This window comes from Bacteroidota bacterium (assembly GCA_039821555.1).
In the GTDB taxonomy this organism is placed as follows: Bacteria; Bacteroidota; Rhodothermia; order Rhodothermales; family Rubricoccaceae; genus JBCBEX01.
In genome coordinates this window covers 470,372-495,506 of record JBCBNX010000001.1, presented here as the reverse complement: position 1 = coordinate 495,506, position 25,135 = coordinate 470,372, and the positions used below count along the sequence as shown (strand labels likewise).

Annotated in this window: 19 protein-coding genes; 6 read left to right on the top strand and 13 right to left on the bottom strand. The window is 62.2% G+C overall.

Features of this window, described 5'->3' with window-relative positions; genetic code table 11:
• Nucleotides 1–4 precede the first annotated feature (4 nt).
• Together AAFU51_01985 and AAFU51_01980 are read right to left on the bottom strand one after the other, a co-directional pair.
• Nucleotides 5–1,702 carry an AbgT family transporter gene (locus AAFU51_01985; protein MEO1570016.1) on the bottom strand — a complete coding sequence of 566 codons (1,698 nt, stop codon included), beginning with the start codon at nt 1,700–1,702 and terminating at the stop codon, nt 5–7.
• Nucleotides 1,703–1,811: 109 nt separating this feature from the next.
• Nucleotides 1,812–3,644 (bottom strand): ABC transporter ATP-binding protein, encoded by a 1,833-nt coding sequence (locus AAFU51_01980; GenBank protein MEO1570015.1) that lies wholly within the window; start codon nt 3,642–3,644, stop codon nt 1,812–1,814.
• A 172-nt stretch (nt 3,645–3,816) separates the two neighbouring features.
• On the opposite strand from AAFU51_01980, the gene AAFU51_01975 reads away from it, so the two are divergent.
• The gene (locus AAFU51_01975) at nt 3,817–5,544 is read left to right on the top strand and encodes an AAA family ATPase (protein MEO1570014.1); all 1,728 of its coding nucleotides are present in this window, start codon (nt 3,817–3,819) and stop codon (nt 5,542–5,544) included.
• Here AAFU51_01975 and AAFU51_01970 read toward each other — a convergent pair.
• Complete coding sequence (locus tag AAFU51_01970; GenBank protein ID MEO1570013.1) at nt 5,541–6,188, bottom strand: GNAT family N-acetyltransferase; 648 nt, start codon at nt 6,186–6,188, stop codon at nt 5,541–5,543. The two genes, AAFU51_01975 and AAFU51_01970, sit on opposite strands and share 4 nt — an antisense overlap.
• 23 nt (nt 6,189–6,211) lie before the next feature.
• Nucleotides 6,212–6,829, bottom strand: coding sequence for a TetR/AcrR family transcriptional regulator (locus tag AAFU51_01965; protein MEO1570012.1), 618 nt, complete (start codon nt 6,827–6,829; stop codon nt 6,212–6,214).
• 126 nt (nt 6,830–6,955) lie between these two features.
• Here AAFU51_01965 and AAFU51_01960 point away from each other — a divergent pair, with 126 nt between their 5' ends.
• From AAFU51_01960 to AAFU51_01950, 3 genes are all read left to right on the top strand, one after another.
• Nucleotides 6,956–7,246: a YiaA/YiaB family inner membrane protein gene (locus AAFU51_01960; GenBank protein MEO1570011.1), complete on the top strand. Its 291-nt coding sequence runs from the start codon at nt 6,956–6,958 to the stop codon at nt 7,244–7,246.
• 100 nt (nt 7,247–7,346) lie between these two features.
• The gene (locus AAFU51_01955) at nt 7,347–8,234 is read left to right on the top strand and encodes a lysophospholipid acyltransferase family protein (protein MEO1570010.1); all 888 of its coding nucleotides are present in this window, start codon (nt 7,347–7,349) and stop codon (nt 8,232–8,234) included.
• 383 nt (nt 8,235–8,617) lie between these two features.
• A complete protein-coding gene (locus AAFU51_01950; GenBank protein MEO1570009.1) occupies nt 8,618–9,883 on the top strand; it encodes a DUF2357 domain-containing protein in 1,266 nt (421 codons plus the stop codon).
• Nucleotides 9,884–9,942: 59 nt separating this feature from the next.
• On the opposite strand, the gene AAFU51_01945 is transcribed toward AAFU51_01950, so the two are convergent.
• The 4 genes from AAFU51_01945 to AAFU51_01930 all read right to left on the bottom strand — a co-directional run bounded on the left by AAFU51_01945 (nt 9,943) and on the right by AAFU51_01930 (nt 16,343).
• Nucleotides 9,943–11,541 (bottom strand): acyl-CoA dehydrogenase family protein, encoded by a 1,599-nt coding sequence (locus tag AAFU51_01945; protein ID MEO1570008.1) that lies wholly within the window; start codon nt 11,539–11,541, stop codon nt 9,943–9,945.
• Between the two features lie 970 nt (nt 11,542–12,511).
• On the bottom strand, nt 12,512–13,273 hold the full coding sequence (locus AAFU51_01940; GenBank protein MEO1570007.1) for a lipase: 762 nt from the start codon (nt 13,271–13,273) through the stop codon (nt 12,512–12,514).
• A gap of 101 nt (nt 13,274–13,374) precedes the next feature.
• On the bottom strand, nt 13,375–14,628 hold the full coding sequence (locus tag AAFU51_01935; GenBank protein MEO1570006.1) for a TIGR01777 family oxidoreductase: 1,254 nt from the start codon (nt 14,626–14,628) through the stop codon (nt 13,375–13,377).
• 260 nt (nt 14,629–14,888) lie between these two features.
• Nucleotides 14,889–16,343, bottom strand: coding sequence for a deoxyribodipyrimidine photo-lyase (locus AAFU51_01930; GenBank protein ID MEO1570005.1), 1,455 nt, complete (start codon nt 16,341–16,343; stop codon nt 14,889–14,891).
• Nucleotides 16,344–16,720: 377 nt separating this feature from the next.
• Here AAFU51_01930 and AAFU51_01925 point away from each other — a divergent pair, with 377 nt between their 5' ends.
• Together AAFU51_01925 and AAFU51_01920 are read left to right on the top strand one after the other, a co-directional pair.
• The gene (locus tag AAFU51_01925) at nt 16,721–17,728 is read left to right on the top strand and encodes a polyprenyl synthetase family protein (GenBank protein MEO1570004.1); all 1,008 of its coding nucleotides are present in this window, start codon (nt 16,721–16,723) and stop codon (nt 17,726–17,728) included.
• Nucleotides 17,729–17,967: 239 nt separating this feature from the next.
• Nucleotides 17,968–20,109, top strand: a complete 2,142-nt coding sequence (locus AAFU51_01920) for a dehydrogenase E1 component subunit alpha/beta (protein ID MEO1570003.1) — start codon at nt 17,968–17,970, stop codon at nt 20,107–20,109.
• Between the two features lie 44 nt (nt 20,110–20,153).
• On the opposite strand, the gene AAFU51_01915 is transcribed toward AAFU51_01920, so the two are convergent.
• From AAFU51_01915 to AAFU51_01895, 5 genes are all read right to left on the bottom strand, one after another.
• Entirely contained in the window at nt 20,154–20,612 is a 459-nt protein-coding gene (locus AAFU51_01915; GenBank protein ID MEO1570002.1) for a cupin domain-containing protein, read from the bottom strand.
• Nucleotides 20,613–20,699: 87 nt separating this feature from the next.
• A complete protein-coding gene (locus AAFU51_01910; GenBank protein MEO1570001.1) occupies nt 20,700–21,404 on the bottom strand; it encodes a type 1 glutamine amidotransferase in 705 nt (234 codons plus the stop codon).
• Nucleotides 21,405–21,416: 12 nt separating this feature from the next.
• Entirely contained in the window at nt 21,417–22,553 is a 1,137-nt protein-coding gene (locus AAFU51_01905; GenBank protein ID MEO1570000.1) for a bifunctional 2-methylcitrate synthase/citrate synthase, read from the bottom strand.
• 20 nt (nt 22,554–22,573) lie between these two features.
• A complete protein-coding gene (gene prpB / locus AAFU51_01900) occupies nt 22,574–23,449 on the bottom strand; it encodes a methylisocitrate lyase (GenBank protein ID MEO1569999.1) in 876 nt (291 codons plus the stop codon).
• Nucleotides 23,450–23,545: 96 nt separating this feature from the next.
• Entirely contained in the window at nt 23,546–25,057 is a 1,512-nt protein-coding gene (locus AAFU51_01895) for an MmgE/PrpD family protein (protein ID MEO1569998.1), read from the bottom strand.
• Nucleotides 25,058–25,135 lie beyond the last annotated feature (78 nt).

Below are 25,135 nucleotides of genomic sequence, written 5' to 3'. Positions count from 1 at the left end.
AAGCTTAGTTGCCCGGTGTGTAGAAAGTCGGCGCCTCTGGGCCGACTGGCATACCGAGCACGAAAACCCAGAGGTAGAACAAGATGACCCACCCGATGAGGAAGAAGATCGAGTAGGGCAGCATCGTGGCGATGATGGTCCCGATCCCCATCTTGCGGTCGTACTTCGCTGCGAAGGCGAGGATGAGCCCAAAGTAGCTCATCATCGGCGTGATGATGTTGGTCGTCGAGTCGCCGATGCGGTAGGCGGCCTGGATGACCTCCGGGCTGTAGCCGATCAGCATGAGCATCGGCACGAAGATGGGCGCGGTGACGGCCCACTGCGCGCTCGCCGAACCAAGCATGAGGTTGACGAAGCAGCACATCAAGATGAACGGGATGAAGACGAGCGGCCCCGTCAGGTTCGCCTCGATGAGGAAGTTGGAGCCGGTCACGGCGAGGATCGCGCCGAGCTGCGTCTCGCGGAAGAAGGCCACGAACTGCGCCGCGAAGAACACGAGCACGATGTAGAGCCCGAGCGTGCTCATGGCGTTGGCCATGCCCTCGACCACGTCGCGGTCCGAACGCACAGTGCCAACGACCCAGCCATAGACGGCGCCAGGGATCAAGAACGCCACGAAGATGAACGCGACGATCCCGCGAAGGAACGGCGAGTTGAGCACGGCACCTGTCTCCGGGTTGCGCAGCACGCCACTCTCAGGAACGACGAGCAAGGCCAGGATGCCGAAGACGACCAGCGAGGCAACGCCCGCCCAGCGGAGGCCGCTGACCTCCTTCGCGCTGAGCGGCTCCATCGCGTTCTCGTCGTGGATGCTGGGGTCGGCGTTCGAATCGTCATAAGATCCCAGCCGCGGCTCCACGATCTTCGCCGTCACGTAGGTCCCTACGCCGGTGATCAGAAAGGTGCTGATCATCATGAAGTACCAGTTCACCGCCGCGTGGACCTCATACTCCGGGTCGATAAGCTGGGCGGCTTCCTGCGTGATGCCCGCCAGGAGCGGGTCTACGGTGCCGATGAGAAGGTTCGCCGAGTAGCCGCCCGAGACGCCTGCGAAAGCTGCGGCCATCCCCGCCAGCGGGTGCCTCCCGAGGGCCAGGAAAATCACGCCCGCGAGCGGCACTAGGACGACGTAGCCCATCTCGCTCGCCGTGTTGGAGAGCACGCCCGAGAACACGATCGCCATCGTCACGAGGCCTTTGGGCGCCTTGAGCACGATGCCGCGAATCAGCGCCGAGAGCATGCCCGAGTACTCTGCCACGCCCACGCCCAACAGCGCCACGAGCACCGTTCCGAGCGGCACGAACCCCGTGAAGTTGGTCACGAGCGTGGTTACGATGAAGCGCAGCCCCTCGCCGGTCATGAGCGACACGGCGCGGATCATGCCGTCGTCGGTGCGGCCGCGTGCACCGTCAGGGCGCGGATCTTCGACGGCCAACTCCAGCCACCCCGCGATTCCGCTGATGAGCACCACGCCAAAGGCAAACAGCGCGAACAGCGTCACCGGGTGCGGAAGCAGGTTGCCCAACCACTCGACGAAAGCGAGGAACTTCGCAAAGAACCCGCTGGGCTCCTCGGACGAAGCACCTTTCCCGTTGGACGACGGGCTACCGTTCGTGGAGATGGGGCTGTCGTCGGGGGAGGTGGAAAACTCCTCGGGCGAGGAAGTCAAGCGCTCCTCAGGATCGCGGGCGTCGTCTGACATCGGTAGGACGAGTAGGTAGGAAAGCCCGAAGATAGGGCGGGCCGAAACTTGGAGCCGACCAAACGGCTTGCCCCTATCCAAATTGCCCAGGTCGCCCTTCAGGGATGCGTCACGACATCAGCAGCTCCGTCGCTCCGTTTTCACTCGACGGCCCCGTGAAACCGACATCGGCCCCGTTGAACTGCATCGCTGCGAGACGAGCGTACAGGCCGTCTAGCGCGACGAGTTCGTCGTGCGTGCCCGTCTCGACGATGCGACCGTGGTCCAGCACGAGGATCCGGTCGGCGTCGCGAACGGTTGCGAGACGATGGGCGATGACGAAGGTCGTGCGGCCGTCCATCAACCGAGCGAGCGCCTCTTGCACGAGCGCTTCGCTCTCCGCATCGAGCGCGGACGTGGCCTCGTCTAAGAGCAGCACGGCCGGGTCCCGGAGCAGCGCGCGGGCGATGGCGAGGCGCTGTCGCTGGCCGCCGGACAGCTTGACGCCGTCCTCGCCGATCTCGGCATCGTAGCCCCCCGGAAGTGCGGTGATAAAGTCGTGCGCGTTGGCAGCCTGGGCTGCAGCCTCCACGTCGGCATCGCAGGCGTCGAGGCGGCCATAGCGGATGTTCTCACGCACGGAGCGCCCAAAGAGCTGTACGTCCTGTGCCACGATCGAGATGTGATTGCGCAACGAGGCGATCTGCAGTTCGCGTAGGTCGTGCCCATCGAACGTGACGCGACCCGCGGCGGGGTCGTAGAAACGTGGAACCAGGTTGAGGAGCGTCGTCTTTCCGGCGCCACTCGGTCCGACGAGCGCGACCGTCGTTCCGGGCTCCACTGCAAACGATACATCCGTGAGCACGGGGTGCCCATCGTCGTAGGCAAACGACACCGCATCGAAGGCAACGGCGCCGCTGGGACGTGCGAGTGGTTGGGCCCTCTGAGCCTCAGGGATTTCCGGGACGGTGTCGAGTAGGTCGAACAACCGCTCCGACGCCCCGGCGGCGCTGCTGTAGGTCGTGTAGAGGCGGGACAGCGAGCCGACCGCCCTCGAAATCGTGAGCGCGTAGAAAATGAACGCGACGAGGTCGCCCGCCGTGAGCCGCCCCGCAAGCACCTCGCGCCCCCCGAACCAGAAAATGCCGACGATCACCATCATGAAGATCATCCCCACGCTGGACCAGAAGGCCGACGAGAAAAGGATCTTGCGGCGCGACGTTTCGAAGAGCGCCTCGACGCCCTCGCTGTAGCGCGCCACCTCGTAGGGCTCTCGTGCAAAGGCCTTCACAACACGAATGCCCTGGATGGCTTCCTCGGCGATGGCCGTCGTGTCGGCGAGCTGATCTTGAATCGAGCGGGCGAGTTGCCGGAGCTTCACGCCGGCCCAGCGTGTGAGGAATGAGACGGCCGGGACCGTAGCAAAGATGACCAGCGACAGCCGCCAGTTGAGAAACAGCATCAGCCCGACGGCACCGATGAAGGAAATCGTTTCGGTGAGCAGGCTGGAAAGCGAACTCGTTGCCGCGCTCTGAATCTTCGAGACGTCGTTGGTGAGGCGCGACGTGATTTCGCCCGTACGGCTCTCGGCATAGAAGCGAAGCCCCAACCGATGCAGGTGTGCGTAGAGACGCTGCCGCAAGTCCGAGACGACACGCTCGCCGGTCCAGCCGAGGAGGTACTCACCGGCGAGACTCAACAGGGCTCGTGCCACGAACAGGCCGAGCAAGAGCACGGTGAGCGTGTCGAGAAGCCCGCTGTTACCTGCCTCGAAGACGGCGTCGAGCAACTCGCGGAGCCCAAGCGGCACGATCAGCGAGACGACGGTAGCGCCCACCGTCAGGATGAGCGCGATAGCAAGGCGGCCGGCGTAGGGCCGAGCGAGCGCCAGAATTCGACCCAGCGCAGGGAGGAGCGGGACTTTCGAAGCGTCGGGGGTTGCCTCGTCCGGTTTTGATTCCAACGGCGGCGCTTTCGATGGCGCACGACGCGAAGGCTTCGAAGAATGGGTACGCATGATTCAGAAACGCAAGGCCCTCCAGCCGGTTCGGTCATCAATTCGGGTAGGGGAGATGGTGCCGGGTTCGACCGCGTCCCAGAGCGTCGCGTAGTTTTTCGACAGCCGTATATCCTTGATGTTCACCCTAGACCCTATGCGCTATTGGCTGTGGGCCGCGCAGCCTACCCACTTCGCAACGTTCGCCCAGACCGGTACCTTTGCGGTCCGGCGTCAGGGGCGCTCTGCGCTTCGTCGCATGCGCAACGGAGACCGCATCATCGCAGTTGTGACGAAAGGCAAAGGGGTCGCAGGGCTGTTCGAAGTCGTTGGTGAGCCCTTTGAGGATGCAACCTCACTGTTGCACGACAAGGCGACTCCGCACCGCGTCCGAGTTCGCCGTCTTGCTGCGCTTCCGGAAGACGATTGGATTCCTACCGGACCGCTCCTCGACGAGCTGACGGTGCTTCGCGAGTACCCGCAGTTCGACTCGTCGGCCGAGCGGCTTGCGGCCATCCTGCGCCAACTCGTTCACGAACTTCCGACCGTCGACGGGAAGGTGCTTGAGTTCACGATCCACGCGCGTCAGGCGGCACCGCTTGGGCCTATTCTTGACTTCGTGGAACGCTTCATCCGCGACTCCGACGCGTCCCATGATCGGGTGGGCGAGCCCGTTGTGCCGTGTTACGAAGGAGGTCCTTTGTTCGAGCGCACGTCTGTGGTGGAAGCTGTTATTGCAAAGCTCGGCTACCACAGATTCGAGTACGCTCCCTATGAAGTCGCGGCGTTCCTGACCGCGCTCCGCACCAAACCCTTTGTTTTGCTGGCTGGCCCCACCGGCGTGGGCAAATCAGCGCTGCCCAGGCTGGTCGCCGAAGCGACAGGGTCCAGCCACATCCTCATCCCCGTACAGCCGGACTGGGCAGACGACGGCGAAACCATGGGCTATGTAGACCTGGCGGGCCACTTCCGCCCAGGCGTTCTCTTGCGCGCGGCGCAGCAGGCCACCGATCAGCCCGAACGGCAGCACCTAGCCGTCCTCGACGAGATGAACGTTGCCAGACCGGAACAGTACCTCGCGGCCGTGCTCAGCCGCCTCGAAGCACGGCACGCAGGCGACGTTGGCTATGTGACTGAGCCGCTTCTCGACTCGGAGGGCGTTCCAGAGCCCTGGGCGAGCACACCGTTTCCGGCAACGCTGAGCCTGATCGGGACGGTCAACGTGGACGAATCCACCATCCCATTCAGCAGAAAGGTGCTCGATCGTGCATTTGTACTTGAGTTCGGAGGAGAGCTCCTTCGCCCATGGGTCCCCGACGAGTCAAACGACGTAGCGTTGAGGCCCGCCGAGGTTATGCCGTGGCCCGTAGAAATGTGGCAACCACGAGCCCTGCGCCTGGCAGAACTCGTCGATCTCGCGGACGAAGAGCAAGCACTCATCGCACATGCAACCCGGTTCCTCGCGGAAGTGGACGCGATACTGAGACCATCAGGGTTCACGGTGGGATACCGCACCCGAGATGAGGTTGCGCTCTTCGTGTTGCACGCTTCCGAGGTGGTTGACGCTTTCCGCACGGACGACGGGACGCCCGTGGACCCCTTCGATGTCGCACTCGTGTCGAAAGTGCTTCCCCGCCTCGCCGGAGGGTCGCAGGCGTTCGCCGAGGCGATCCAGACGCTTTTGGCCTGGGCGATCGACCCTGACGCTGAGAAAGCAGATATCGCGCCCCGCGATGCGGGGGACACAACGGCCGCGTGGCCTCATCACGGTCGATATCCCAGAGCCCGCTTTCCATGCACTGCGGCGCGGTTGGCCGGCATAATCGACCGATTAGAACGCGATGGTTACACGTCGTTTTGGGGCTAAACCGCTTGGTGCGCGCCCGTCGTGTTCCACGCGGCTTCGACCTGTGCCACGGCTTGAGCCAGTGCCTTAGCTGAGGATGCGGACGAGGTCTTCCATGCCGAGTGCTCCGTGGGAAGCGAAAACAGAAGGCCGTCAGGACTTCTACGCGGCCCCAAGCCAAGCCTACGCATCCATCCCTGCACCTTCGTGTTGCCATCCTCAACCAGTCCCAGCAGTGAACGAATGTCTACGCGACGCGCGTGGACGAGAAGCAGCGCCAGCAACAGTCGCCCTGCACCTGAGCCTTGGGCCTCGTCGGCAACCGTCAACGAAAACTCAGCAGCATCGGGGGTCTGGGGCAAGCGAACGAACCGTCCAATACCGATGCCGGGGATGGCGTCGCTGTTCTCGGCTTCGGACGATAGAAGGCCCCACGCACCATGGTGAACATGGTCAACGTCGGTGAGGTAGCGCAGCTCGGCTTCCGTAAGTGTCGGGTGAGGGGCGAAGAAGCGGAGGAGCTTCGAGCGGTCCGACAACGCATCAAAGCCACGGCGCAACCGCTCCCGATCTGTCGGAAGCACAGGGCGTGCGATCACCTCGCGACCCGATTCGAGCGTCAGGGTCAGGCGGAAGTGCGGAGACGGGAATGGCGGTATGAGCATAGAAGCGACGGTGGTGGTAGCCGTCAGTCTGCAACGAGCAACCCGTCCAATAAGGTCGCCACAGCGTGCCTCGCGAGTGCTTCGATGTTGTCGGGCCGTTCCATCTGTCCGTCGACGAGGAGCGAGGCCAGGCCGTGGACGAGGCCCCAGGCGATGTAGGCGTGCTGTTCTGGCGGCGCGTCAGAGCGGACCGTGCCCCGGGCCTGGGCGTCCGCTACCATGCGCACGAGCTCTGCGTAGGCTGCTTCAGCCGCGTCATGGAGGTCGGGGTGGGCACTACGCGCAAGGGCATCCCGACCATACATCAAGCGATAGTGGGCGGGGTGCGCATCGGCAAAGCGCACGTAGGCTGCGCCCATTTCGGCAAAGTGATCGCGCTCTGAGGTCCGCGACGTGGCAGCGGGTGCCGACGATGTAAATCGGTGGAGGAGCGCCTGTAGCGTGGCAAACCCCTCAGCTGCCACGGCTTCCAGGAGCGCGTCCTTGTTGGCGAAGTGGCGGTAGGGCGCCGTTCGCGATACGCCGGTACGCTCAGCCAATGCGCGCATAGTGACGGCGTCGACGCCGTCTGAGGCGAGCAGCGCAGTAGCAGCGTCGAGGAGGGCGGCGCGGAGGTCGCCGTGGTGGTACGAGTCGGGCATAGGTCGGAGATGTTCAGGGCGTCGAGAAAAAGTACGGACTCACGGAACCATGTTGACATGTGATACATAGATTGGCTAAGTTGACAGTGTCAACACTGCTAGTTTAACCATCGATTACCCACAGCCATGTACCCGTCCTCGACCCACCCCGCGCCCAGCATCCAGCAAGACTCCTCGTCGTGGATCTTCTTCGTGAAGGTGTCTTTTGCGCTGTCGCTTCTTGCCCTCGGCACCGGAATCGTCTTCCTGCCCGTGGACGTGTGGATCCGCGGCTACCTCGCCATGGGCGCGCTCTTCACCGTCGGCTCCACCGTCACGATGACGAAGACGATGCGTGACCACCACGAGGCCCAGAAGCTCATTCACCGCATTAACGAGGCGCGTGCCGAGCGCATGTTGAAAGAGGAGACCGAATAGGCTCCGTGTCTCACCCGCTCTCAAACTCGACGGAGTCATTGGCTCTTCCGCTATGTTCTCAGCACTTCGGTTGCTGAATCCCCAAAGCGAAACCGTACGCATGAAACACCTCGTGAACATCCTCATGGCCCCCGTGGCTGTGCTCCGGCTCGTACTGCTCGTGACTATCGTACTCATCGGCGGTTTGGCGATGGTGCTGTTGGCGCCGATCCCGATACGGCTGAGGGGCATTCGGCTGGCCGCATGGCCGCAGGTTGCGATGGCCCGTTCAGCCCTCGTCGTGGGCAACGTGTGGGTCCGGTGCGATGACCGCAGAGCGTTGCGCGCCCATGAAGGCTTGGTCTTCCCGAACCACCTCAGCTTCGTGGACATTGCCATCCTGTTGTCCATCGTTCCCGTGCGCTTCATGGCGACGCAGGGTGTGGCGAAGCTGCCCGTGATTGGCTGGCTCGCGACGATGATCGGTACGGTCTACGTCAACCGCGGCAGCGACCGTGGTCGCGCGCAGGCACGGCAGGAGGCTGGCGAGGCGTTGAAGCGGGAGCCTTACCCGCCGCTCGCCATCTTCGCCGAGGGCGGCATTGGCCCAGGCGACCAGGTGCTGCCGTTGCGGCATGGAGCTTTCGGACTAGCCGCTGAGCATGGCCTCGGGATCAGGCCTGTCGCGATTGCCTACGATCCGCTGGCGATTGCTCGCTGGGAAAAGCCGACATCGCTATGGCGGGTCATGTGGCGCATTGCTTCGTTCCCCGGACCGCTCCGCGTGCGTGTGACGCCGTTGCCTGAGGTGCGCCCGGCGCCCGGCGACGATCTGCCCGCGCTGGCCTCGGCGACGCAGGAAGCCCTTGCCGGTACGCTCGGCGTCCCCGCCGGAACGGTTCGCCACGAGGTCATCCGCAAGCAACTAGGCGCATGGACGTTGGGCAACGGGGCACCGGCCAACGGAGTGCAGCACGATGACGAAGTGGCAACGGAACCCTCGGCGTGAACTACCTCCAGGTTGTCGAAACGGAGCGTCTTCGCATCGAGTGGCGTGCCCCTCACCCGTGTAGCGTCACGGTCACCGCGCGGGGCTCATCGACCGATGCGGCAGACACGGGCTCGGGCGCCGAGCCCCTCTACGAGGAGACGACCTATGGACTCTTCGTTCGGGCTCGGGGTGCGCCGTGGCGTGTGGAGGTTTGGCACAAGGACCCGACAGTGACTCGCGGGCTGCAGGTGTCTGCGGACGGGACTACCTGCCACGGCACCATCGCCACGCGCTCCCAGGTCGGAGAGTTACGCCTCCAACTGTCCGTTGATGGAAGCGCCGACGCGGAGCTAGTGGCCCAGGTGCTTCCGACGAAAGTCGGCCCCGCGACGGTAGAACAGATGCGCGACGAAGTCGATTCGCAGATCGCCGGGCTTTCGTTGCGCTACCTGAAGGCGGCCTCGACCCAAGTTGATGCCACCCGCACTCGTCTTGCCGACGGCGTAGGCTGGCTTAGGCTCATCGAGGTTTCCCTCGACCGACTGGAGCCAGCATTGGCTTCCATAGCCAGGAACCCGCGCCGGGATCGAACCAGTCGGTCTCGGCTAATCTGCGCTTCATCGATTCGACGGATCGATACGAACGTGATCCGTATGGTTAGCCGGCATGGGGGAGAACCGCCCACTTCAACGCTTACAGTAGCCGGTCAGCACATTCCGATTCCTGACCGACTTCTCGCCCGGCGTTCAGCAAGGACGCTCGATACACCCGAGCATCGGTGGCTACGTCGCGAGCTTGACCGGGTGAAGGCACGTTTGCGCACAATGGTCACGGCGATTGGAAGTCCGCGCAGCCAACGGGACCACGCTGACTACCTGGCTGCACTGGAGCAGGCTATGTCTAGAGTAGACGCACTCCTGCGGCTTCCACCGCTCCTTGAAGCTGGCTCTGAACGGGCTGCGACGCCTACGCTCCGGTTGCGCACTGCGCAACACTATCGCTCTGCCTATCACGCAGCCCGCTTGTTCCAGTTTGGCTTAGACCTCGGGGTAGGCCGGATCCGTGTAGGCTTGACGGACTTGGCTGTGCTCTACGAGCAGTGGTGCTTTCTCTCGGTAGCAGCGATGCTCGCCGATGCTAGTACGACTCCCGTGGATCTTCGACAACTCATGGCTTCGGACGCGTCCGGGCTATACGTCCGCTTGAGGCGTGGACAACGGCAGGCCCTTCGATTCGACTTGGCGAATGGAGCTGTTGGGCGGCTCGCTTACCAGCCGCGCTTTGGTCGTCCCTCTCTGCTGACCCAGCAACCAGATATGCTGCTCTCGCTCGAACGAGACGGCGTGCCCTACCGTCGAATCGTGCTCGACGCGAAATACCGGCGAGACGATGGCTCAGCGGCGCTGCGCCGATACGGACTCCCCGCGCCTCCTTCAGATGCTCTTGCTGATCTGCATCGGTACCGCGATGCGATCCGTGATTCAGCCGGGGCACGCATTGTCGACGAGGCAGTAGCCCTCTACCCACTCGAAACGGACGACACAGACCGGGTAGTGGGTAGCCCGCTTAGGAAGTCTATCGAAGTGCTCGGCGTTGGAGCAGTGCCCTGCCTGCCTCAAACGAAACAGCACCTACGCGCGTTCTTGCACGAGGTGCTGTCGTTGTAGGAGACTGCCGGTAGGTGTTGACCACGCTTAGCAGTCGACCATGCCGGGCCGTGGACACACTACCGAAGAGTCGGGGCAGGCTGGACGTATCCGAGCCAGTCGCTCGATGCACGGTAGTCGTCGATCAAGCCTTGGACACCCTCGGTGCGGAAGCGGGTCACGAGCTCCTGTACGTCACCGCGGAGTTCGGCGAGAGCCTGGTCTATCAAGTCGCGTCGGTAGCCGCGTTCGCCGAGCTCAATGGTCATCTCCATCGACATGACGCGGCTGAGAGCTTCGCCCAGCGCCACCAGCTTGCGCTGAGGAAGGCTGAGGTCCACATCGAAGGAGAGCGTCTCGCGGAAATAGTCCGCCGCGCGTGCCGTGAGGTCGTCTTGCTGTAGGAACTGGTACAGGTTCGACTCCTTTGCGCGACGCATCTGCTTCAACACCGCTTCTGCGACCTGCTGATAGAGCACATCGTTGGCCCCCTCGAAAATCTGGAAGGGCCGACTGTCGACGGTGGCGCGGCCCGCGAGGTGATCCGTGCGATAGCCCGTTGCACCGCATAGCTGCAAGAACGACTGGGAGGCCTGTTGCATCCAGTCTGTCACGCTCGTCTTGATCGCGTTGGCAGCGAGACTCATGCCCGAAACGTCGCGGTCGGTGCCGCCATGTTCGCTAGTGAAGAGGCTCATGGCACGGCTTGACGTCACGTAGGCCTGCATTTTAGAGAGTGTCGCCTTCACGTTGTCGTACGCCTCCAGAGGCTTGCCGCCTACAAAGCGCTCGCGGCAGTGGACGACGGTGTCGTCCAGCAGGCGCCGGAGAAACCCGGTGCTCATGCCCGGAAACTGCATGCGGCTCCGGTGGAGCAAGTCGAGCATCATTTTGATCCCGGTCGACTCCGCCTCCAAGCGTTGAGCCTGCGGTACCGTGATATCGATCTGGTTGCGGCCATAGGGAATGATGCGCAGTCCCAGGTTGTTGTAGACCTCCTCGACTTCAATATGCTGCTCAGGTTGCGTGACGTCGCAGACAAAAAAGCCGATGTCACGGCCTGGACCCTTGTCTGTCTGCGGTCGAGCAGTGAGGAGCCAGTAGTCGGCCCAGCCGGTGAGACCACCCCAATGCTTGGTACCCTTAATGCGGTACCGTTCGCCATCAGCCTCGAACACGGTTTTCATGTTGAGCGCGTCGGTGCCGTGGTCCGGCTCCGTGATCATGAGGCCGCCCAAGCGTCGATCTCGGAGAAACCGCTGGAGCACGTCGGCCTTCGTGTCATCGGAGCCATACTTCCCGACGGGCTGCAAGAAGAGCGCGCCGTTGATGCCGAAGGTTAGACACAGTCCGAGCGACTCGTAGCCCGTCGTTTCGAGCATGGCGAGGCCTTCGTGGATATGACCGCCGCGTCCACCGTGCTCGCTGTGCACATAGACACTCAGCGGGTCAAGCTGCCGGATCTCACGCATCATGTAGGGCGGTAGGCCTCGCTGTGCGTTCAGCGCGTCAGCGTCGTTGCGGCGCTCGAATAGATCGCGCAGCTTGGCCCGGTAGCGTTCGATGAAGTCCGAGAAGGGGAGACGGCGCTCTGCAGGCTCCTCTCGTTTGCGGGAGATGGTTGCTGACGGGATCGAAGACGAGGCACCGTCGCCTGTTGTTGTAGTCGTGAGCGGCATAGGACTTGGCGAGGCTTTGCACAGCACCACAGTCGCTGTGGCAAGGTAGGGCTGTGCAAAAAGGTGGCGGAAGGTGTTGGCGTAGCGCAGGCACGCTTGAGAACGCGGTTTCGTTTCACAGCACACCGCATTGTGGGAGAAACATGGGCCTGTGAAATGTCCGGACAGTGAATACGACACGCGATGCCCGATGTTAACAGCGTCATCCGCGATGCGCTAGTCAGCATCCCGCACATACCTTCGAATCCGCGCACGCCACAGGGTCAACTATCGACATGGGTTCCTGCTTTGCCACTTTCGTTGTCGTTTGATTATGACTTGCAGAAACCGCTTGCCCTCCCAGACGGTGTGGGGCTGCGAGCGGCGCTAGGTCACGCTGACGGAGCGGTACTTTCTGCTGAGGAACGCGTCCGGGTTAAGTCGTTCGGACATCCTACACGCCGCGTCCTGTTTACCCTCGGTAGAACCGTCGTACGGACCTTGCTCGGCGATCATCTTGGGTACAAACCCGCGGATGTGCCATTGTTCGTCGCGGACGATGGCGCACCAGAGGTCACGGGCCACTCTCTTGACGTGTCCCTGTCGCACACGCTGACCCCGGATGCGTTGCCGCTCGCGTTCGCGGCGTACGCAGGCACGGCCGTTGGCGTAGATGTAGAAGCGCTGAAGCCGCGTCGGGCAGACCTGTATAGATTTCTGCTCCACCCCGATGAATACCCGCTATTGCAAGAATGGTCTAAGCACAACAACGAAGATCCACGAACCACCATCGTTCGGTGCTGGGCCGTGAAGGAAGCGGTACTGAAGGCAATCCGGACGGGCTTTCGTACGTCACCGAAAAAGGTGCGCCTTGCACTTGTTGGAGGAGACGCCTACGCAGCCACGGCTGAGGTCGAAGGGACCCGCTGGCGTATCCATACCGCAGAGGTGCACGGGTGCGCGGTCGCTGTCGCGTTGCCGTTGTAGCGGTTTACAATCCGCGTGCAGCCAGGTGGGCGACGAGACTGCGGTACAACACCCGAGAATCTAGTCCTCCAGGTACAAGCTTCATCCCAACCAACGCAGCGTGATCCGCATCGACCGCTCCGAGGTGGTGTCCCCAAACCATACTCGCCGTGGGCACGATGCCATCGTTGATGCCCCCAAGCTGGTACAACAGCCGGTTGGTCACCATAAGCGGTACATACTGGATGGCGACAGGGGCGCCTATTCCAGCACGGCTCGACACCGAAGCACAGTAGATAGGATCAGGTAGCGTTTGCAGGGGATCGAACCGGTGGAGAACGGACTGCGGTGTCAACTGGCGTAGTCCGTCGACGGTAGAGGGCGGGGCGTGCCCGTAGGCTGCAGCGCCCATGCTGCTCATGACCGCAATCGCGGGGGTTTTCAGCCATCGTGGCTTTGCCAGCACCCATTCGGCGAGCGGCGAGCCACGGTGCGGGCAGGCCACTGTGACCACGGAGGCGACGCGGGACGCGTATCCAAGTGACTCGACCAGGAACCGCGCATCGAGGCCGGCAGACGAGAACGCGATCAAGTTGAGCCGATCAGCCCCTGTTTCCCGATAGATGAGCTCGAACCGATCCGCCCAGGCCTCCGCCCGTGTTTGAATCGTATCGTACGGGTTGACGTGGGGTGCATAGGCTAGAACGCCTCGGCCACGGAGGTACATCGCCTCGTTGTGCAAGACGCCGCATTGCACAACGTTGGCCATGGCGCCGAAGCCATGCATGAGCACCAGCGGATGGCGAAGCTTGAGCAGCGGCGGTTGTGGTGCCGGAGCTAGCTCAACGAGGCGGCGAAGAAAACGAGGTACCCTCACGCCTGCATCCTTCACGCCCGCATCAGAGCTTTAACGTCAATCGTCTTTCCCAGCGTGTGACAAAAGGCCGCATCGATGGTCGGGAAAGTGAACTCGAAGCCGCTTTCGAGGAGGCGATGAGGGATCATGCGCTGGCTGGTGAGCGCAATGTTCTCGATGGCCTCTCCTCCGAGCGACGACGCGGCGACGCGGGGGACGCGCAGCAACACCGGACGCCCGAGCACGCGGCCGAGCCGCTTTGCGAACTGTTTGAACGGGAGCGGCTGCGGGGCGCTGAAGTTGACCGGACCCGCAAGTGGCGTAGCACCGAGGAGGTGCAGCATCGCGTAGAGCACGTCGTCAAGGGCAATCCAGGGCGTGTACGTGTCGCCGCGCCCAATCCACCCGCCGAGGCCTGCTGCGAACGGCGTTTTCATCAGTCCCAAAGCGCCGCCCCTCGCATCGAGGACGACCCCAGTCCGGAGATGAACCGTCCGGATGCCCGCCTCCTCGGCGGGCTGAGTCGCCGCTTCCCATACTTTACACACGTCAGCCAGAAAGCCGGATCCTGCGATGTCGTTTTCCGTCAGGAGCTGGTCGCCACGGTCTCCGTACAAGCCCGACGCCGAACTCGACAGCAGCACGGACGGCTTCTGGTCCAGCTCCGAGAGTGTCTGGGAAAGAAGGCGCGTTCCTTTGGCTCGGCTCTCAAGGATAGCGCGCCTCTTCTGGACCGACCATCGTGGCGCGAACACACCTTCGCCAGCAAGATGGATAACTGCATCCACGCCTTCGAGAGCGCTTCGGTCAACGTAGCCTTGGTCGATGTCCCAGCGGGCATACCGGAGGTTGTCGCCATACCACGCGGGTGGAACAGACCGGGCGTTCCGGACAAGCTGTACCACGCGATGCCCCCCCGCGGTGAGAAACGGTATGAGCTGCGAGCCAATATGCCCGCTGCCACCGGTTACGGCTATGGTGAGGGGATCAAGCTGAGCCCGGGCGTGTGCCGCGAGATCGTTCCGCGTAACCCGGTGCCGGAAGGCAAAGACTCGGTCAAGTTCGCCTTCAGCCAGCCAACCACCTAGCGGTTGCGCCACGCGCGATAGCGGCAGATCGTACACGATCTCGTCACGGAGTGTGCTCTCGGCAGGTCCGCCGGGAACCATGCGATGGGTGTGCCGCCACGATGCGAACGGCCCCTTGACTTGGATATCGGTGAAGGCCCCCGCTGCATCGATGGATGAGACGGGATGGTAGTCCCTGTGCTCTGCGATCCAGGTCATGGTCAGCGGGCCGACCGGCATCGCAATCACAGCGCGCTGGCCCTCGCGTATGCCTTCAAACGAGCGTAGGCGCACCGGCTGCCAGGGCGGCGAGAGACGCTCAAATGCGCCCGGGCGCTCATGCCACGCGAAGAGGGCGGGAGACGCTTGAGCTACCGTGGTTGAGCGGGTAAACGTGGGCAAGGGAGCGGCGTGACAGGAACGTGGGGGAGGGGCAAAAAGCTAGCGAGACCGCTGTCGAACAATGTGGTGGCCGCGTCTCACTTGATTGTGTCAAGTGCCTCCAAGGCGCGCTGGCGAGCCGCCTTGTGATCGACCATCGGTCGTGGATAGTCGGCGCCAAGCTGCACGTTGGCCCTGCGCAGTACCGAAGCGGGCGCATCCCACGGGGCATGGACGTGTTTGGTCGGCACATCAGCGAGTTCGGGGACCCACCGTTTCACGTAATGGCCGTCGGGGTCGTACCGTGTTCCTTGGCTTACCGGGTTGAAGATGCGAAAGAAGGGCTGGGCGTCAGCGCCACACCCGGCGGCCCACTGCCAGCCCATCGTGTTGTTTGCCAAGTCGGCATCGACGAGATGCTCCCAAAACCACGCTGCGCCCTCTTGCCATGAGATGAGCAAATCCTTCGTCAGGAACGATGCTGCGATCATGCGGACTCGGTTGTGCATCCAGCCAGTCGCCCGCAGCTGTCTCATGCCAGCATCCACGATCGGGTACCCTGTCAGGCCGCGCTGCCAGCGACGAAGTCCTGATTCGTTGTCGACCCAGGGGAACGGGGCATACTTCTCTTTGAGCGGTTCAGTGGGTGTGTCAGGGTAGTGATGCAGCACGTGGTAGGAGAATTCGCGCCAGGCAATCTCCTTCAAAAAAACGTCGGCACCGTCGCGCATGACGCCGTTCTGGACCCAGCTCTCCACGCGATCCCAAACTTGGCGTGGCGAGATATGTCCGAAATGTAGGTAGGGCGACAGCCTGGAGGTACCCTGCATGTCAGGTCGGTTCCGGTCGTCGGCATAGCCAGTCGCGCCGGTCTCCAGGAATGCGTCGAGCAGGTCGTGCGCGGCATCCTCGGTCGGGGTCCACGTACCGCGAATATCCTTCGACCAGTCTACGCCGTCCTGGACGGTTGCATCGAAGCTCCAGTCGGCAATGTCGTCCGAATCTGGCCAGGTGTCCGGTGCCTTCGACGGCCCCATCCGAGGGCAATCGATGGGAGCGCCAACATGTACCTGGTTGCTGAATTTCTTCCAGAACGGTGTGTAGACGCGATAGGGCCCGCCGCTACCCGTTTGGATCGCTTCCGGTTCATGCAGCAGCTGACCAGAAAACGTGGACACCTGCACTCCGTCCCCGCGTAGCGCTTCTGCGATATCCAGGTCGCGTGCTGCCATCGAGGGGGTATGCCTCTGGTTCCAGACGACGGACTCGGCTCCAAGCTCTTCGACAAGGTGGTTGAGTTGGTCGAGCGTATCGCCGCGTCGTAGGATGAGATGGCTACCGTGATTACGAAGAGACGCACTAAGTGCGGGAAGTGCGTGGCGAAGCCACACCAGGTGTGCAGCGCCCACCGCGTCGCGCTGCGAAGCGTCGCGCTCCGCGTTGACGTCCCACAGGAAAACCGGGATGACGGTATCGCTCGATTCGACGGCGTAGTTGAGAGCCGGATTGTCGGCGAGCCGCAGGTCCGAGTGGAACCAGACGATGGTGGTCATAGGCCAACGAAAACAGAAGGGCAGAAAAGAAGTGCCCGAGGTCTACGGAGCGAACCCGGCAAAGCTCCCCGCCATGTAATCCCTGCCATGTAACGGGTGGAACATCTCGCTATGGCATCCAGGCCCCCTTCTCGCATTGGAGACGGATCTGCCGGAATAAATAGGCGCCGCGGCCTCAGATCAAACCACCGTTCGTCGCACAACGCGCCGAAGGAACGGAGCCGCACAGTATCTTTCGTCACCCCTCACCGATGACCAATCTCGCCGGTCATGCACAGCACTGCATATAGTCCGGCACATTGCTCGTCTTCGCCCCGATGACTCGTACTGACCCCGTCTCGCTGTTGCCCACTGCTACGTCTCTGCCAGCTGCGGCTGTGCCTCACACCCGCGTTGCCACGCTCGTTGCCCATGTTGACGAGCGGCTGTCTCGCCTAGACCTTCCCGCGTCGCCGCCCCAGCTCTACGAGCCGGTGCGCTACATCCTGTCGGGTGGCGGCAAACGCCTCCGTCCGGTTCTGCTGCTTCTCACCGCTGAAGCCCTCGGTGCGCAACCGGAAGAAGCGATGCCAGCGGCACTTGCAGTGGAGGTATTTCACAACTTCACCCTCGTCCACGATGACATCATGGATAAGGCCGCGCAGCGCCGGGGGCGTGCGACCGTGCACCGCGTATGGGACGAGTCCACCGCTATTCTCGTTGGCGATGCGATGATGGGTCTGAGCTACGATCTGCTCTCTCAGGCGACAGGAGGTGACTTGGGTGCAATGCTCCGGGTCTACAACGGCATGGTGGCTCGTCTTTGCGAAGGGCAAGCCCTCGATATGGCGTTCGAGCAGACCGACGACGTTTCGGTCGGGGACTACCTACGCATGATCGAAGGCAAGACGGCCGCTCTCCTTGAATGCTGCTTCGAAATCGGGGCCGTCGTTGCAGGCGCCGATGCGGAGACACGTGCACTTCTCGTGCGTGCAGGTCGCGAGCTAGGCCGCGCTTTCCAGATCCAGGATGATCTGCTCGACTTGACGGCGAATTCCCCAGGGTGGGGCAAGACGATAGGCGGCGATCTCATCGAAGGCAAGAAGGCATATCTGCTGCTCTGCGCATTGGAACGGACGTCCGATGACTTGGTGAACCGTGGGGAAGCGAACCCGGAGGATGCCGCGTTTTTCCGTCGCATCCTTTCGGAGGGCGGGCTCCCTCAAGAGCACGTCGTGGAGGCGGCAAGGCGAATGGAGCGTATCGGGGTGCTCGCGCACGCACAGCGTACCGTTGCTAAACACACGACGGATGGCCGCGAGGCGCTTGAGGCAGCATTGCCCCCCTCCGAGTCTGCGTCCTTGTTGCTGGGGCTGGTCGAACAGATGGGACGTCGCAGTGTGTGACGGTCGGGTTTCGCTGGCCGTCGTTTGACGCGGCCTCTGCGAAATGTTGACCGAACCCTCGTTGGGCCTTTCATTTTGGGAACGACGACGGCGCGTATACTTTTATCAGGCGTCTCGTCCTTCCGGCGCCATCGAAGCATGACTTCAACACGCTTCTGCACGGTGTGTCCTTTGTAGGGCAAGACGTGCTCCTGGAATTGCCCACCGGCCGGTAGTCGCCTGGCCTTGCACCCCCCGCTATGCAGCCCCCCGCGTCTGAACAAACGCCCGCCCTGAAAAAAGCGCTTCCAACGGGATCGACACTAGATGATCACGACCTAAACGGCCGCGCCGTTTTGCTAGGTTTTGAAGGCGACCTCACGGTCAAGCCTGTCGGACCGCACGACTTTTCGACGGAGCAACTCCGCGCCGTTCTGCGCACCATGCTGACATCGCGTCGCCTTGACGAGAAAATGCTCACCTTGCTGAAGCAGGGGAAAGGCTTCTTCCACATCGGTGCTTCGGGCCATGAGGCTGCACAGATCGGACTCGGCATGCATCTACGCGGCGGGCACGACTGGTTCGCGATGTACTACCGAGATCTCGCAACGGCGCTTTCCGTCGGGGTGACGGCGCAGGAAGTCATGCTGGCACACCACGCGCGTGCGGCCGACCCGTTCAGCGGTGGGCGCCAGATGCCAGAGCATTTCAGCCACCGCGACCTGCAAATTTTTAGCACTTCGTCATCCGTGGGCGCGCAGTGGGTGCCTGGTGTTGGCTTCGCCCTGGCTAGCCAGCGACAAGGCACCGACGCGGTGACGTACATCTCGGGGGGCGAGGGGTCTACAAGCCAAGGCTCGTTTCACGAGGCCCTCAACTGGGCCAGCCGTGCACAGGCCCCTGCGCTCTTCCACGTTCAGGACAACGGCTACGCGATATCCGTACCGGTCCATGAGCAGACTGCTGGCGGCTCAATCTATCCGCTATTGGGGGGCTACACCGGCCTGACACGAGCCCGCTACGATGGCACAGACTTCTTTACCACGTTCGCCGTAGCGAAAGCTGCCACCGGACACCTCCGCGCAGGTCGTGGGCCTGTGGCGCTCTATGCCGATGTCGTTCGCCTGCTTCCGCACTCCTCATCGGACGACCACAAGAAATACCGACCGCTCGATGAACTCGAAGCGGATCAACAGCGCGACCCTATTGCCCGGTTTGAGCGACGGGTCGTAAACGCAGGCTTGATCACGCTGGACGACGTTGTGGAACTACGAGCGGAGGTAAAGCAGGCCGTCGAAGATGCCGCACGCTGGGCAGAGAGCCAGCCCCTTGCCGAGCCGAGTACAGCCACGCAGTTCGTGGTGTCCGAAGCCGACCTCGGCCTTGATTACGAGTCGAGTGATCCCGACGGCGAACTCATCGTCATGGTCGACGCCATCAACCATGCACTCGATGAGGAGATGGCTCGCGACGAGCGTGTGCTGGTCTACGGTGAGGACGTAGCCGGCGGCAAGGGCGGCGTATTTACGGCGACCCGGGGCCTCACCTCGAAACACGGCGCCGATCGCTGCTTCAACAGTCCGCTCGCCGAGCACTCGATCGTGGGCAGCGCCGTGGGCCTTTCGTGCGCCGGGTTCAAGCCCGTCGTCGAAATTCAGTTTGGCGACTACATTTGGCCTGCCATGCAGCAGCTACGCAACCAGGTTGCTCCGCTGCGCTACCGCTCCAACAACACCTGGGCGTGCCCGATGGTGATCCGCGTACCCGTGGGCGGCTACATTCACGGCGGGCTCTGCCATAGCCAGAACATCGAGGCTATCTTCGGCCACATGCCTGGCTTCCAGATCGCGTTCCCGTCGAACTCGGCGGACGCCAAGGGTCTGCTCAAGACGGCGATCCGGATGGAGGACCCCGTGCTGTTCCTAGAGCATAAAGCGCTCTATCGTCAGGGTCCGGCGCGCCGCCCGGAGCCTAACGCGGACTACCTCGTCCCGTTTGGCAAGGCTGCGATTGCTCGCGCAGGTACAGACTTGACGATTGTGACGTGGGGTGCGCTCGTCTACAAGGCACTCAACGCAGCAAAAGCCTTGCAAAAGCAAGACGGCGTCTCCGTAGAGGTGATCGACTTGCGTACCATTCTTCCGCTAGACATGGATACCGTGCTGGCGTCGGTGAAAAAGACCAACCGCGTCCTCGTCGCCTACGAAGATCACGAGTTCATGGGTTTTGGCGCGGAGATCGCCGCCCAGATTGCTGATCGCAGCTTCGGCCATCTGGATGCGCCCATCCGCCGTGTTGCAGGCGCGTGGTGCTCGATCCCGTATGCCGACCCGCTTGAGAAGGCTGTGCTCCCCCAGGACGACGACGTGATCGCGGCCGCCAGGAACGTGCTCGCGTACTAGGAGGGGCAAACATGATTGCTTGCGCGAGCAACCAACGCGGAAGGCTACTCGTCCTCGAAGCTGCCGGGTAAGGCCGCTTTGAAGGCGTCGTCTTTGAGCTGGACTACCATGAGGTAGCACGGCTCGTCTCCGACAGTACCGGAACGGTGTCCTCGATGACCGTGCTCATTGGCCACGGTGTTCTGATCCGCGCCGAACGACACTTCGCCCGGTCCCATCTCGACGCGTTGCCCGTCCATGGTCTCGACGAACCAGCGTCCCCGGAGCGGCACAATCCACTGCGGTTCGGGGTTTTCGTGCCATTCACCGACCCAGCCGACAGGGTGCATAGTGAAGAGAATTTGTGCTGCGCTCTGCATCAGCCAGTTGTTGAACTGCGGCGCAGCACCTTCGCTAATGCTCGATTTTTCGTAGGCCTCAAGGGTGGCCTGGCTCTGGCGACTCACGCCGTCTTGGTCAGTCCAGACGTGCCAATAGGTAAGAACTGGGGCGTCGGCAGACATAGGGCTATCGGGTTAACAAGGTGAAACGACTCGCAACACGACGCACGTGTTTAGGCAACGGGTCCCGCACGCACGACCAAACACCCATTATTGCAAATTAAATACGTAGTCCAGTGCGTTTTGCAACAGCACGTGTGCATAAGCAAGCTTGTCGCCACTGATCGCCTGCATGGTCTCGGCGCTTTGAACCCACGGCTGGCCCTGCGCGAGCTCAAGCTCGTGAGCGCAGCCGTTGATGATGGCGTCGATGCTCCTGGCCGTCATCTCAAGGTGGCACTGGAGACCCAGTACTCGGTCCTTCCAGAGGAACGCTTGCGTCTCACAGACCGAAGTTCGAGCGAGGTGTATCGCGCCGTCTGGCAGCGCGAACGTCTCTCCATGCCAGTGAAATACCGGAAACGAAGCGGGGGCGGCTCTGAAAACCGGATGAGACCGGCCAGCTTCGGTCAGCGACAGGGGGAACCAACCGATCTCTTTCTGACCGACGGGCACAACCTTGCTCCCTAGCACGTCCGCGATCATTTGCGCTCCGAGGCAGACGCCAACGACTGGCTTCCCGGCCTCAATGGCATCGCGGACAAGTGCCTTCTCGCTGACGAGCCAGGGGTAGTCTTCCTCTTCGTAGATGTTCATCGGTCCGCCCATCACAATGAGGCCGTCTATGGCAGCGACATCAGGTGTCGATTCGCCCGCGAAGAGTCGCGTGGTATCGAGCGTCAGGCCACGAGAAGAGGCCCACGCAGCAATGTGCGCGGGCCCTTCGAAGGAAACGTGCTGCAAAACGGCAATCATGCCATCTCGATCCTAGCGCAGCCCGAGCGGCTTAACGCGACGCTGCGCGGCGCCCGTGTAGGCTGCCAGCGGCCGGATGAGCCGGTTGCTGCTGATCTGTTCGAAATAATGCGCGCACCAGCCGGTGATGCGGCTCATCACGAAGAGCGGCGTGTAGAAGTCAATCTCGATGCCCATGAGGTAGTACGCGGGGCCTGTGATAAAGTCGACGTTTGGATGGATGCTCTTGGCGTTGAACATCGCGTCCTCCACGGCATCCATCGTCTCGATGAGGTCCATACGGTCGTTGATCATCGCCAGCCCGCGCAGGTAGGTTCTCATCGTCGGGACACGCGAATCGCCGGAGCGGTAGACGCGGTGGCCGAAGCCCATGATTTTCTTTTTGCTGGCCAGTGCCTCCTCGACCCAAGCTTTCCCCGAGGACGGTCCGTCCATGTCGAGGAGCATGTACATAACGGCCTCGTTCGCACCTCCGTGGATCGGGCCCTTGAGGGCCCCAATTCCACCCGTTATTGCACTATTGAGATCTGAGAGCGTCGAGGCGATAACGCGGCAGGTGAAAGTGCTCGCATTGAAGCCGTGCTCCGCATATAGGATCATCGAGACATCGAAGGCCTTCGACACCTCGGGAGAGGGCACTTCTCCGGTCATCATGTAGAGGAAGTTCTCCGAGAAGCCGAGGTCTGCGCGAGGGCTGACTGCGCTCAGCCCTTTGCGGCGGCGGTGGTCAGCGGCAACAAACGTCGGTATTTTCCCGAGCAGGCTCATGGCATGGTCGCGCTGCGCCTGTTCTGCGTCGGCAAAGCCCCGGTTTTTCTCGGCGCCCAGGGCGGCAATTCCTGCGCGCAGCACGTCCATCGGATGGGCGTCGTCAGCAAAGGTGTCGAGCAGGGCTACTTGGTCGCTCGTCAGTCCCCGTAGGCCGCGTTCCGCATCAGCGAACTGTGCGAGTTGTTCGCTGTTAGGGAGTTCGCCGTACCACATCAGGTAGGCGACTTCCTCGAAAGAGGCATGTTCGCAGAGTTCTTCGATGGGGTAGCCTCGGTAGGTAAGGGAGTTTGTCTCGGCCATCACCTTGGAGATAGCAGTCTCGTCGACGGTGACTCCAAAAAGCCCCTTGTGAATCGTGGGTGTCGCGGTGTCGGTCATGGCAATCGGGGGAGGGTCCGTTACAGTTCGAAGTTGAAGACGTCGCTGTCGAAAGCGTTGTAGGCTTCGTAGTCGACGATGTCGTAGAGCCGTTTGCGCGTCAGCATGGCGTCGAGCAAGTGCCGCTGGGTGCCATCCTGGTAGATACGGGTGAGACCGTCCTCGATCGCCTTGAGTGCGAAGCGGAGGCTCGTGACTGGGTAGATCACGAGGTTGTAGCCGAGGTTGCGCAGCTCATCGAGTGTGAAGATGGGCGATTTGCCAAACTCGGTCATGTTGGCGAGGAGCGGAGCGTCGACGGCGGCACGGAACGCGCGAAACTCGTCGGCATCCTTGAGGGCCTCGGGAAAAATCAGGTCAGCGCCAGCCTCGACATAGGCCTGGGCTCGCTCGACAGCGGCGTCGAAGCCGAGCACTCCTCGTGCGTCGGTACGCGCGATTAAGAGAAAGTTGGGATCGCGCCGCATCTGCACCGCCGCGCGCAGCTTCTGGATCATTACGTCCGGCTCCACGAGCTGTTTACCGCCGAGGTGACCACAGCGCTTTGGGTTGACTTGGTCCTCGAAGTGGCAGCCCGATAGCCCAGCGGCCTCAAACTCAACGACAGTTCGACCCACGTTGGTTGCCTCACCGAAGCCCGTGTCAGCATCGATGATCGTGGGGAGGTTTGTGACGCGACTGATCTGCTGGCCGCGCAGCGCGACCTCGGTGAGCGTCGTCAGGCCAATGTCTGGAAGCCCTAGATCATTGGCGAGCGCGCCGCCCGAGATATAGACCCCATCGTAGCCAATCCGTTCGATCACTTGCGCTACGATCGGCGAGAAGGCGCCAGGAAAGCGCACGAGTTCTCCGGCATCGAGGCGGGTGCGCAACACCGCGCGCTTCTCATGGGGCAAAACGTCGACGTTTAGCACAGTCTATGTTGTTTTGCTCGCTGCGTGTCGGTGCGAAGGCCCTGTAGCTGGGCGACCCCATCGACGGAGCAGCGGTGGTTAGAAAATGCCGGGGCGGCCGTTCGACTCCAGGGGCGCGGCGTCGTGGACTACGTTGAGCTCCGCAACCTGTGATGGTGATAAGTCCGGTAGCTGTTGCACCAGGTCGATAAAGCGGTTGCGCTCACCCTGTGAGATAAGTCCGTGCGTCAGGGTGTCGAACTTGCGAATGTAGTCGGGGCGTTCAAACGGACGAGCTCCAGCCGGATGCGCGTTCGCTACGCCGAGTTCGTCCTCGATCACAGCGCCGTCTGCGAAGTGAATGGCGACACGTCCACCAAACGTGCGCTGCTGAGGGTCTGGGTGGTGGTAGCGCTCCGTCCATGTAGGGTCTTCAGTCGTTTCGACTTTGTGCCAGAGCCGCACTGTATCCTCGCGCTGTGCGCGTTCCGAGGCGTAGCTCCGTACATGGTGCCACTCGCCGTCTTGGAGCGCTACGGTGAAGATGTACATGATCGAGTGGTCGAGCGTTTCGCGGCTCGCCTGCGGGTCCATCTTCTGGGGGTCGCCTGCGCCGGTGCCAATCACATAGTGCGTGTGATGGCTAGTGTGGATGACAACGCGCTCGACGTCGTCCCAGGGGCGACCGGCCGCTTTAACCGCGTCGCCCATCCGAAAGGCGAGGTCGATCAAGGCTTGGCTTTGGTACTCGGCGGAATGCTCTTTTGTGTAGGACTCCAAAATGGCGCGTTTGGGCTCGCCAAGGCTGGGCAGCGGCACCGTGTAACGTGCATCGGGACCGTCGAGCATCCAGGCGATCACGCTGTCTTCGCCTTCGTAGATTGGCGACGGAGCGCCTTCACCACGCATCGTGCGGTCTACCGCTTCAATCGCGAGCTTTCCAGCATGAGCTGGCGCAAAGGCTTTCCACGAGGAAATCTCGCCTTTCCGGCTCTGGCGCGTCGAGAACGTGACGTGCGTGGCTTGCTGGACAGCTTGATATACGGTGTCGGTGTCAAGCCCGAGTAGGGTGCCCAATCCAGCGGCTGCAGACGGACCTAGGTGCGCGATGTGGTCGATTTTGTGCTTGTGTAGGCATATCGCCTTTACTAGGTCGATTTGAATTTCGTACCCGGTGGCCAGGCCGCGAATCAACGCAGCACCGCCAGCGCCTACGGTCTGTGCGACGGCCAAAACCGCTGGGATGTTGTCGGCAGGATGGGAGTAGTCGGCGGCGAGAAAGGTGTCGTGAAAGTCTAACTCACGCACCGCGGTACCGTTGGCCCACGCCGCCCACTCCGGCGACACGCGCGTCTCCTTCACACCAAAGACGGTTGCGCCGCCATTTCGTGGGTGTGCAAGTGCCATGGCCCTCGCCGTCATCACTGGGCCACGATTGACGGAGGCAATGGCCACCGCCGCGTTGTCGATGATGCGATTGATGAGCATCGCCGTCACATCGTCATCAACGGCGACTGGGTCCGTCGCGACACGTGCGATTTTGAAAGCCAGTTGGTCTTCGCGGGGGAGTGGTTCTCTCGAAGGGTAAACGCGAACGAGGTGTTGCTGCATTGCCGTAGGGCAGGAGAAGAGAGCTGTTGGGAGCGCTTCCGGAACGCCGAATTACAAGGACGCACCAGGTGTCCCTGA

Bases quoted from the DNA above. Each gene is read 5' to 3' on its own strand.
- AAFU51_01965 (MEO1570012.1), bottom strand. From the start codon at position 6,829: ATGCCCGACTCGTACCACCACGGCGACCTCCGCGCCGCCCTCCTCGAC.
- AAFU51_01950 (MEO1570009.1), top strand. From the start codon at position 8,618: ATGCGCGACGAAGTCGATTCGCAGATCGCCGGGCTTTCGTTGCGCTAC.
- AAFU51_01910 (MEO1570001.1), bottom strand. From the start codon at position 21,404: ATGATTGCCGTTTTGCAGCACGTTTCCTTCGAAGGGCCCGCGCACATT.
- AAFU51_01930 (MEO1570005.1), bottom strand. From the start codon at position 16,343: ATGACCACCATCGTCTGGTTCCACTCGGACCTGCGGCTCGCCGACAAT.
- AAFU51_01935 (MEO1570006.1), bottom strand. From the start codon at position 14,628: ATGACCTGGATCGCAGAGCACAGGGACTACCATCCCGTCTCATCCATC.
- AAFU51_01970 (MEO1570013.1), bottom strand. From the start codon at position 6,188: ATGCTCATACCGCCATTCCCGTCTCCGCACTTCCGCCTGACCCTGACG.
- AAFU51_01905 (MEO1570000.1), bottom strand. From the start codon at position 22,553: ATGACCGACACCGCGACACCCACGATTCACAAGGGGCTTTTTGGAGTC.
- AAFU51_01985 (MEO1570016.1), bottom strand. From the start codon at position 1,702: ATGTCAGACGACGCCCGCGATCCTGAGGAGCGCTTGACTTCCTCGCCC.
- AAFU51_01960 (MEO1570011.1), top strand. From the start codon at position 6,956: ATGTACCCGTCCTCGACCCACCCCGCGCCCAGCATCCAGCAAGACTCC.
- AAFU51_01955 (MEO1570010.1), top strand. From the start codon at position 7,347: ATGAAACACCTCGTGAACATCCTCATGGCCCCCGTGGCTGTGCTCCGG.
- AAFU51_01920 (MEO1570003.1), top strand. From the start codon at position 17,968: ATGCAGCCCCCCGCGTCTGAACAAACGCCCGCCCTGAAAAAAGCGCTT.
- AAFU51_01915 (MEO1570002.1), bottom strand. From the start codon at position 20,612: ATGTCTGCCGACGCCCCAGTTCTTACCTATTGGCACGTCTGGACTGAC.
- AAFU51_01975 (MEO1570014.1), top strand. From the start codon at position 3,817: ATGTTCACCCTAGACCCTATGCGCTATTGGCTGTGGGCCGCGCAGCCT.
- AAFU51_01940 (MEO1570007.1), bottom strand. From the start codon at position 13,273: ATGCATGGCTTCGGCGCCATGGCCAACGTTGTGCAATGCGGCGTCTTG.
- AAFU51_01895 (MEO1569998.1), bottom strand. From the start codon at position 25,057: ATGCAGCAACACCTCGTTCGCGTTTACCCTTCGAGAGAACCACTCCCC.
- AAFU51_01945 (MEO1570008.1), bottom strand. From the start codon at position 11,541: ATGCCGCTCACGACTACAACAACAGGCGACGGTGCCTCGTCTTCGATC.